8 protein-coding genes and 1 tRNA gene are annotated in these 9,232 nt (G+C 56.2%); 4 read left to right on the top strand and 5 right to left on the bottom strand.

The annotated features are described in order from the left end of the window. On the top strand, positions 1–454 hold a 454-nt coding region (locus tag RTI30_RS10380; RefSeq protein ID WP_312283735.1), incomplete at its 5' end, for a YhjD/YihY/BrkB family envelope integrity protein. A 67-nt stretch (positions 455–521) separates the two neighbouring features. Then, positions 522–1,187, top strand: a complete 666-nt coding sequence (locus RTI30_RS10385) for a hypothetical protein (protein ID WP_312263194.1) — start codon at positions 522–524, stop codon at positions 1,185–1,187. A 49-nt stretch (positions 1,188–1,236) separates the two neighbouring features. Here the strand turns inward: RTI30_RS10385 and RTI30_RS10390 are convergent, their stop codons facing one another. After that, on the bottom strand, positions 1,237–1,527 hold the full coding sequence (locus tag RTI30_RS10390; RefSeq protein ID WP_312263193.1) for a high-potential iron-sulfur protein: 291 nt from the start codon (positions 1,525–1,527) through the stop codon (positions 1,237–1,239). Positions 1,528–1,660: 133 nt separating this feature from the next. Between RTI30_RS10390 and RTI30_RS10395 the strand changes: the two genes are divergently transcribed. Beyond that, positions 1,661–1,735 (top strand) — tRNA-Val (locus RTI30_RS10395). A gap of 10 nt (positions 1,736–1,745) precedes the next feature. Here the strand turns inward: RTI30_RS10395 and RTI30_RS10400 are convergent. The 3 genes from RTI30_RS10400 to RTI30_RS10410 form a co-directional block, all read right to left on the bottom strand. After that, positions 1,746–4,229: a plasma-membrane proton-efflux P-type ATPase gene (locus RTI30_RS10400; protein ID WP_312263192.1), complete on the bottom strand. Its 2,484-nt coding sequence runs from the start codon at positions 4,227–4,229 to the stop codon at positions 1,746–1,748. A gap of 61 nt (positions 4,230–4,290) precedes the next feature. After that, positions 4,291–5,964 carry a chloride channel protein gene (locus RTI30_RS10405; RefSeq protein ID WP_312263196.1) on the bottom strand — a complete coding sequence of 558 codons (1,674 nt, stop codon included), beginning with the start codon at positions 5,962–5,964 and terminating at the stop codon, positions 4,291–4,293. A 183-nt stretch (positions 5,965–6,147) separates the two neighbouring features. Then, positions 6,148–7,536 carry an MFS transporter gene (locus RTI30_RS10410; RefSeq protein ID WP_312283736.1) on the bottom strand — a complete coding sequence of 463 codons (1,389 nt, stop codon included), beginning with the start codon at positions 7,534–7,536 and terminating at the stop codon, positions 6,148–6,150. Between the two features lie 165 nt (positions 7,537–7,701). Here RTI30_RS10410 and RTI30_RS10415 point away from each other — a divergent pair, with 165 nt between their 5' ends. Next, positions 7,702–8,583: a LysR family transcriptional regulator gene (locus RTI30_RS10415; protein WP_312263190.1), complete on the top strand. Its 882-nt coding sequence runs from the start codon at positions 7,702–7,704 to the stop codon at positions 8,581–8,583. 17 nt (positions 8,584–8,600) lie between these two features. On the opposite strand, the gene RTI30_RS10420 is transcribed toward RTI30_RS10415, so the two are convergent. After that, the coding region (locus RTI30_RS10420) for an STAS domain-containing protein (protein WP_312283737.1) at positions 8,601–9,232 on the bottom strand (632 nt) is incomplete at its 5' end.

Below are 9,232 nucleotides of genomic sequence, written 5' to 3' on the forward strand. Positions count from 1 at the left end.
TTTCGGACACCTGCCGAAGTTATGGCGCAGCAAGTCAGAGAGTTATATGCGGGTGTTGCACTTCAAACTTGAAACCGCCCTCCTTTCCTTGGGGCCGGTGCAACACTGGCTGAGTCGCTTCGGCACCCTTCCGGTATTTCCTGAACAACTCAATCTGCTCATAGCATTTTTGGTGGAGATGCTATTTTTTGCATTTCTATATCGTGTTCTACCGGCGGCCAATGTATATTCTGGCGATGCGTTTGCGGGAGCATTCAGTGCTTCTGTATTACTGAGTTTGGCAAAACTGCTGCTAACGCTGTATTTTCAGTATTCGACCACACAAACGTTGTACGGTGCTCTCGGTCTGCTCCCGGTGTTTCTCTTATGGCTATATTTGGTGTGGCTATCGGTGTTGTTTGGGGCAGAAGTGGCGGCAGCTCGGCAAGTTCGGGAAGGCTCGTCTCGGGATTAGCCCGTGGGGATGCAGCGAGGCGACTTTTCGGTACAATAGCGGCAGAATGATGAGAAAGGACATTGCGATGAAGACCCTGTTTTTGCTGAGCACGGCTGCACTGGCTGTGACCCTGGCCGGCTGCGCAAGTAGCACCAACAACGGACTCCCCTATGCCGGCCAGCAAATGTCAACCCTGCCGCAGTATGTTGCCGCGCCGCAGCCCGCCCCTTTGCGACCGGCGCCTCGACCCATCGTGCAAGCGCCGCGCATGTCCAAGCCTGCCTTGCCCAGCATTCGCGAAGAAAATATTCCGCTACAGTCGTCGCTCAGCGCCGAGCCTTCTCTGCCAACGGTAAGCACTGCTACTACCGAGGCGCACAAGGAGATTGCCAAGGCCGGTGCCGCTATTAGCAGTAGCAACTTCGCCCATATTTGGACGGGGGATTTACAAAGTGCCCGCCAGCAGAGCACCGCTTGTGTTGGCGAAACCGGAGCGCAGCGCTCCGCCTGTTGGCAGGGTGTGGCCGCTTGGGCCCGGGCGCGAGCGACGGCCTATGGCAAGGCACAATCGCTTTTGACAGGGGCGCAGGCGCAGCAGGCGGGTGCTGCGCAGAAATTTTTCCAGACCACCAGCCAATGGGCCGATGCCTGCAGTAGCCTTTCGGCGGCAGATTGCGGCAAATCTCCTTTGATTGCCAAAATGCAGCAGTGGAAATCCTCGGTAGGAATCGCCGCACCTAGCAGCAATTGAGGGGTGGCAGCAGGGGCAGTTGGGCCGCCTTGGGCGGCCCGGAGGGTTTTCAGCTCTTGGGAACGTAGATATCGCACCAACCCTTGGGGCTGATCTTTCCGGCTACGGCCTTGCATTCGCCGTCTGCGGTAGGAGTGGAGCCGGGAATGAACAACTTACAGTTGCTGCACATTTCCGATCCTTTTGGTTTGTCGCGATAATTCACTGCCGTCTTCGCCATCTTGTCCGCCGCTTCGGCACGGCTGGTGAAGAGCAGGGGGGCAACGGCAGCAGCCCCAATAAATGCGGCACTTTGGCGAAGCCAGTCGCGGCGATTGATTTTCGGTGTTTCCGTACTCATCTCTATCTCCTGTCGTGGATCAAGCCCTCCGACTATACCCAAGTCGACAGCCGGTTGTACACAAGGCTCTGCGCCCATACGGCGGCTTGCTTTTGTGCAGAGACTTTTCTATCCTCTCCCACTCGCAAAGATTGGGCGGTTAGCTCAGCGGTAGAGCACTGCCTTCACACGGCAGGGGTCGCAGGTTCGAACCCTGCACCGCCCACCAATCAACATTTTTAAGCTACAGGACCTAAAGGCTTACGTAAGGTGCGCAAAAAGTGCCGGTGGCGCGGCGTATTGAACTCTAGGTGCTTGTATACCCGCAGCTTGGCCCAGTCTTCGATGAAGATCCAGACGATGCAGTAGCCCCAGACCGCACCGGCTTCTGCCCAGCCGACGGATGGCACCAATCCCATGGGGTAGACCACAAAGAGAGTAGCGGCGGCCTTGGTGATGATGGCAGACCAAAGGAGCGTGGCTGACGGCCAAGGCCGCTGAAGAAAAGGCTTGCGCGTGCGGGCAATGAAGAGGGTGAGGTGTCCGGCAACCGCGAGCTTCAGGAAAATCAGCGTTTGTAGGTGCGGGATGTCCATGTGAAAGAGATCCATGGCAATAAGCATCATGCCAAAGGTCTCCACTACCCCAATCAAGCCCAGTACCGTCGATACGGTCAGTACCCGGCGCATGTCCCAGCGCACCGGCTTGGGGTCGAGCCATGTGTTGTCGGTGGCAATGGCCATGATCGGGATGTCATTGAAGAAGGCGAGGAGGATGATCATGATCGCCGTAATAGGATAAAAATTGAACGCAAGCATGGCGAGGACCACAAAAACCATGATGCGGATAGTCTCGACGATGCGATAGATGGCGTAACTATTCATGCGCTCGAAGATCCGCCGCGCCTCCTCGATGGCGCTGATGATCACGTTCAGGCCAGGCGCCATCAGTACCAAAGCAGCCGCCGCTCGCGCCGCATCCGTCGCCTCGGAAACCGCAATCCCCACGTCGGCCTGTTTGAGGGCGGGCGCGTCGTTGACGCCATCACCGGTCATCCCCACCAAGTATCCCTCGGCCTGCAGCGCTTTGACGATGCCGTACTTATGCTCTGGAAAGACTTGGGCAAATCCATCGGCGGCGGCGATTTTGCGGCGCAGCTCGGGGGCGCTTTGGCGCACATCGGCATGCACGGCAAAGATTTGATCGGCGGGTAGGATTCCCGTCCCCAGCCCCAACTGGCCGGCGATTTCCTTGGCAATGGCTACATTGTCGCCGGTCACCATCTTTACCGCGATGCCGTGGGCATGCGCTTGGGCAATGGTGTCTTTGGAATCCTCCCGCGGTGGATCGAAGAGCGGGACGATGCCCAAAAACTCCCAATCTCCCGTTGCCGTCTTACGCGCCACACCCAGGGTGCGATACCCCGTTTGCGCCAGAGACTCGATCTGCGCTTGTAGTGCCTGTAGTTGTGCTGGCGGCAAGCCGCTGCAGAGCCCGAGGATCACCTGCGGGGCGCCCTTGCTTACCGTCCAAACGCTGCCATCGGGAGCCTGAACCTGCGCCTCGGTGCGCTTACCGACGGGATCGAAAGGGGTAAAATGCTGTTGCTGCCAGCCGGCCAAAAGCTGCTGATTGCCTACCGCCGCGAGTACGGCAAGATCGATGCTGTCTTGATCCTCGGCCTTGGAAGCCAGGGCAGCCGCACGCAGTACATCATCCTTGCTTATCCCAGCTGCGGCCTCGATCTCGCCCAAGGTCAGGCGATTTTGGGTTAGGGTCCCGGTTTTATCCGAGCAGAGAATCTGCATGCCTGCCATCTCTTCGATAGACTCCAAACGGGTAACGATGGCTCGCATGCGCGAGAGCTTCAGAGCGCCCAGGGCCATGGTTACCGACAACACCGCCGGCATAGCAACGGGAATGGAGGCTACGGTCAATATCAGGGCAAATTGTAGCAAGGTCAAAAAGAATTCGCCGCGGAAGAGTTCTACGGTAATGAGTACGGCAACGAGACCAAGGGCAATATAAATGAGATAATCCCCGATCCGAAGTACCGCCTTTTGAAAATGCGATACCGCGCCTGCCTGTTGCACCATCCCTGCCGTTTTTCCAAAAAAGGTGTGCATTCCGGTAGCGGTAACTACCGCTAGCATTTCGCCCTGCTTAACGATAGTCCCAGAGTAAGCAAGATCGCCGGTTTTTTTGCTCACCGGCAAAGATTCGCCAGTAAGCGCCGATTGGTCGACGCTAAGATAATCTCCGTCCAAGAGCTGGACGTCCGCTGGCACGATGTCGCCCAGGCGGATACGCAAAACATCGCCTGGTACCAATTGGGTGGCAGCGATCTCTTCCCATAGCCCATCGCGCAAGACCCGCGCCTTGAGAGCCAGCTGATTCTTCAGCGCCTCCAAGGCGTTAGCGGCTTTGTACTCCTGCCAGAAACCAATGGCGGCATTGAAGCAGAGCAAGAGCATGATGATGGTGAAGTCCGCCCAATGTTGCACCAACAGGGAGAGCAGTGCGGCCACCTCGATCATCCACGGAATGGGTCCCCAGAAGTAGCCAAAAAGCCGCCGCAAAGGACTGATTTTTTCCTCTTGCAGGGCATTGGGGCCGTATTGCTGCAGTCGTTTTTCCGCCTCCGTCTGGTTGAGCCCAGCGGCACTGCTTTGCAGTTGCCCCAGTGTTCCTGCGATGGATGGTGGGTTTTTCTCGGTAGCCATCGGTCATCTCCTCCCCTAATCGCGCATGCGCGGCGAAGATTCTATATCGGAGGAGTTTAGCTTATTTTTGGCGCAGCAGGCGGACCGGCAGTCCGGTATCGGCGAGTACGTCTTCGACGGTGACCACGGCGAGCACGTCGTCGGCGCGTTTGGGCGGCTCTCCATTGCGGCAAAGGAGGGCAATTTCCGTTGCACTGCGGCGAAATTCTCCCACCAGTTCATAGAGCTGCACATCGCCGCCGAGCACAATCCAGTCGGTACTGGCAAGCTCCAGCAAGGGAGTATCGCCGGGGATGTCGCGCCGGTGCAGTAATTCTCGTAGCCGGTGTGCAGCGAGCACCGCAGTGGGTTTGCCATCTTGCAGCAGCAGAGCGTGCGGGGTGCGAGGATAGCGGGATACCAGTTTTTTGAGGTCGCTCAAGCGCCGATGATCGTGTAGACGCAAAAAGGGCGCCTCGCTCAGGCTGGCCACGCTGCGCATGAGGTAGAGATTGCTATGCCGCGCCTCGGGAATGTAGTGCCCGCGGCGTAGCAGTTTGAGGGTATAGATGCTCTCGCGGGTGATCATCCGTCGCAGACCAAAGGCCAGCGACGACACCAGAATGAGCGGCACGATGATGTGGTAATCATTGGTCATCTCAAAGATCATTACTGCACCCGTGACCGCCGCACCCGTCGACGCCGCCACCATACCTGCCATCCCCAAGGCAGCGCCGGTAGCGAGATGCAGCTGGAGGGAGGGAAAAAGAAGATTGGCGAGCAGCACGAAGGCGCCCCCCAATAAAGCGCCCACGTACAGCGAGGGAGAAAAGACGCCGCCGGAACCGCCAGCACCCAGGGTGACGCTGAAGCTCAGAATCTTCAATAGCACTAGGAGTAGGAGGAACGCCGGATTCAGCAAGGTGGAATTGAGCACATCCTGTACCGTGGCGTAGCCCACACCTTCCACGTAGTACTGCCCGGTCGAAAGTCCCAAGAGGTAGATCGTCGCTCCCACCGCCGCCATCCCCAAGACCGCCCGGAGGTAGGGATGCGGTAGCCATTTCTCGAGAAAATCCTCGGTCCAGTAGAGCATTCGCGTAAAAAAGAGGCCGACCGCGCCAACGAGGATGCCGAGGATGGCGAAGAGTAGGTAATTTACCGTACCCATATGCGCGGTATGCGCGATGATGTCGGGCGGAATGATGAAGGAGGGATAGTCTCCAAGCAGTAGCCGGGAGATCAGGGTTGCGGTACCGGTGGCGATCATCACCGGCACCAGGGTGCGAGCGCTGATTTCGACGAGCATCAGCTCGACGGCGAAGAGCACGCCGCCAACCGGGGTATTGAAGGTGGCGGCGATTCCCGCACCGGCCCCGGCGGCGATGAGCCCCAGGCGTTGCCACTCGGGCAGGCGAATCCACTGTGCGAGAGAGGAGCCAAAGGCGGCGCCGATCTGAATGATGGGGCCTTCCCGTCCCACCGATCCGCCGCTGCCGATGGTGATTGCCGACGCCAGCGCCTTGACCAAAACCACCACTGGACGAATGATGCCGGCTCGATAATAAATAGCATCCATGACTTCGGGAACGCCATGACCCTTGGCCTCCGGCGCGAAGTTGCGAACCAACCAGACGACGATGACGCCGCCCACTACAGGTGCCAGGATAATGCCTGCTCCCCAAGGACTGAGGGCGCTATGGTGTAGATCGTTGAAGTTGCTATTGAATTTGCCGTAAAAGAAGAGATTGTGCATGAGGCCGATGAGGCGGCGAAAAACCACCGCGCCGAGACCGGCAATGACGCCCACAAATATGGCCAGAACAAAATGAAAAAAAGGGTTTTTCCGCACCCGCTGCCAGAGAATATGTCGTTCTTCCAGCGTAACCGGACCTACTGACTGCGAAGATGCGCGAGTATCGTGGAGGGCGGACAATTGTTACGCCTGCGATAGCACGGCCCGTGCGCTGGCCTCGTCGAAGACTTTGCTGTCCACCTTGCAATAAATGGCCTTTTCGTCCGTGAAAATGGCAATTTCGGCAACGCCGGGCAGCGCCAACAGGCGCTCTCGTAGATGATCGGTTGCGCCATCGGGCAGAGAAAAAATCCGGGTGAGCAAATATGGTGGTCGCTGCATACCCAGGCTCACCAGAAACCAGACGATAAAGATTGCCGTCACTACCCAGAAGATAGTGCTGTAATTACGCGTTTCCGGAATATAGAGCAGCCCGCCAAGGAGGCCGCCGCAGAAGGCTCCCAAAAACTCCGAAGACGTATACACGCCGGTTGCCGTGCCTTTGGCGCCGGGATGGCTAAACTTTGCCACCAAGGAAGGTAGGCTCGCTTCGAGAACATTGAACCCCACAAAAAACAGGAAGAGGGCGATAGCAATGATGACGAGATTTTGCGCCCAACTAGCGAGCAACACCGCAGCCAGAATGAGCAGACCAATGGCCAACAGAAAGACCTCTTTGAGCTTGCGTTTGGCTTCACCGACGGCAATGAGAGGAATCATGAACAGGAAAGAGAGCAACATTACCGGAAGATACAACTCCCACTGGGCGGAGAGCGGCAGAATCGGGTGCGCGGGATCGACCAGCACCAACGGCAAGACCACAAAAATCGATGTTAATCCAGTATGTAGCGCAAAGATACCAAAATCGAGCCGACGCAGATTTGGGTCTTTCAGCACCTGGGAGAGCATTGCCGGATTGAGTTCGGCATCGCGATGAAATTTGGCAGGAACGCTCGGAATGATGAGATACAGCACCGCAATGGCCAACAAAGACAACACCGCCGTTGCCCAAAAGATTCCAGATACCCCAATGAGGTGGGCCAGAGGTGCTGAAAGCACTAAAGAAATACTGAAGCTGACACCAATGGTGATACCAATGATGGCCATGGCCTTGGTCCAGCGCTCTTCCCGTACGAGATCGGCAGTTAGAGCGATGATCGCCGCAGCAACGGCGCCGGCACCCTGAATGATGCGGCCAATGAGCAGACCGTCGACGCTGGTCGCCAATGCTGCGACAACACTTCCTACAGCAAAAATCAGGAGGCCGACGGCGATGACCGGCTTTCGACCAATGCGGTCGGAAAGTTTGCCGAAGGGAATCTGCAAGAGGGCCTGGGTCAGTCCATAGGCACCCAGAGCGATGCCGATCAGCGCCGGGTGATCTGCCGCACCTTTGAGGCCGTGGGCATAGACCGAAAAGACTGGTAAGACGAGAAACAGGCCCAACAGGCGCAATCCGAATATGCCAGCTAGGGAGAATACGGCGCGGCGTTCTCGTTGATCTAAGACGGACGTTGCGGATGATCTTGGCATTTGTTTTTCCTATATAAACTGTGCGGCTACGCAGCTGGTGCAGGCACCTGGCCTCGGGATGCTAGACTCGGTTGGGATACCACAAAAAGTCTGTTGCTATCGTAGTGGGGAAGCTGTCATCATTCAAATCGATTTCAATGATAGATGTATCGGGAAAGCAGATACATGAAGCTAGATGCCAATCAATTGCTCACCTTACTGACCATTGCTGAGACCGGTAGTGTTTCGGAAGCTGCCGCCCGCCTGGAGAGAGGGCAACCAGCCATCTCCGAGCGTATGCGGCGCTTGACCGAGGCTGTTGGCGAGCCCCTATATCGGCGCCAATCTGGTAGGATCGTGCCAACTGCCCTCGGTAAGTTACTGTTGCCCGAGATACAGCAATTACGCTCCAAGCTGGACGATATCGAAAAACTGCTGGAACGCCGTCGCTCCCTCGATAGCGGGGAGTTACGTTTTGCCACTACGAGTCTCATCGCCAAATATTTTTTGCCGCCTTATCTGAAAGTATTTCAGGAAGCCCATCCGCGGGTGAATATCTATCTCAAAAGTGGCGTAAGCTTCTGGGAAAACATCAGTGTATCCGATCTCGATGCCTTTTTCTTTGAGGGGGGAATGGAGATACCCAGCCTTCCCAAAAACTTCGAAATCATTCCCTGGATCACGGATGAAATCGTGGCGATTCTCCATCCAGAGCATCCGCTGGCTGGCAAAGAAAAATTTTGTCTGGGTGACTTGGCAGATTTTCCGCTGATCTGGCGCGAACCCACCTCCGGGGTACGCAAAGTCCTCGAAGCAGCGCTATCGCGTCTGCATGTGCGCCCGGTACGCTTGGTAGAGGTAGATGATGTCGATTCTGTAGGGGCAATGACCAAAGCTGGGATGGGCATCGGTTTTGTCGATAAATCCGTCTATCTGCAACGCCCGGATTGGGGACTCTGTCATCATCGCGTTACCGACAGTTCTTTGGTGTGGGAGAGTTTTCTGGCAATTCCTAGAGAAACCCTCCGCTCGCGCACCCTTACCGAATTCCTACATATCGTTTTGTAAGGCAAACGCTTTCTACGTTAGCTCAGCTTGTTGTCAGCAATGTGATACGTCGGATCATCGATATCGAAGACGCAAATATCTTTTGCGTTATTCAACAGCTCCAAACAATCCTTGCAGAGATGGCGTAATTGCAGACGTTTTCCGCGTCGTTCATAACGCTCCACCAGGGAGTTTATTGCCTCGATAGCGGAATGATCGATGATTCTGGCGCGTTTGAAGTCGATCACCACGTTCTCGGGATCATTCTTGGGGCTGAAGAGCTCCGAAAATTGGTGTGCCGAGGCAAAGAATAGCGTGCCCTCTACTTCATAGATTCGCCGTCCTTGCTCGTCATCGTGGGTTTTGATCGTCATGTGTTTGGCATGCTCCCAAGCAAAAAGCAGTGCCGATAAAATGACGCCAGTGACCACCGCGAGCGTGATGTTGACAAAAATTGTCATGGCCGCCACCAAAACTCCGATGACGACATCGGCGGCAGGTAATTTGCCAAAAAATCGGAGACTACTCCACTCAAAAGTTTTTTCGACAACCACAAACATGACGCCAACCAATGCGGCGATGGGAACCTGCTCGATCCAGTGCGAGGCAAAGAGGATGATGGCCAGCAGAGCAATCGCAGTGGTAACGCCGGATAAGCGCTTTAATGCAT

Origin of the sequence: Candidatus Igneacidithiobacillus taiwanensis (genome assembly GCF_031962545.1) — a bacterium.
GTDB classification, from domain to species: Bacteria; Pseudomonadota; Gammaproteobacteria; order Acidithiobacillales; family Acidithiobacillaceae; genus Igneacidithiobacillus; species Igneacidithiobacillus taiwanensis.

Excerpts from the sequence above, each read along its gene's own strand:
- RTI30_RS10385 (WP_312263194.1), top strand. The coding sequence starts at position 522 with ATGAAGACCCTGTTTTTGCTGAGCACGGCTGCACTGGCTGTGACCCTG.
- RTI30_RS10390 (WP_312263193.1), bottom strand. The coding sequence starts at position 1,527 with ATGAGTACGGAAACACCGAAAATCAATCGCCGCGACTGGCTTCGCCAA.
- RTI30_RS10400 (WP_312263192.1), bottom strand. The coding sequence starts at position 4,229 with ATGGCTACCGAGAAAAACCCACCATCCATCGCAGGAACACTGGGGCAA.
- RTI30_RS10405 (WP_312263196.1), bottom strand. The coding sequence starts at position 5,964 with ATGCACAATCTCTTCTTTTACGGCAAATTCAATAGCAACTTCAACGAT.
- RTI30_RS10410 (WP_312283736.1), bottom strand. The coding sequence starts at position 7,536 with ATGCCAAGATCATCCGCAACGTCCGTCTTAGATCAACGAGAACGCCGC.
- RTI30_RS10415 (WP_312263190.1), top strand. The coding sequence starts at position 7,702 with ATGAAGCTAGATGCCAATCAATTGCTCACCTTACTGACCATTGCTGAG.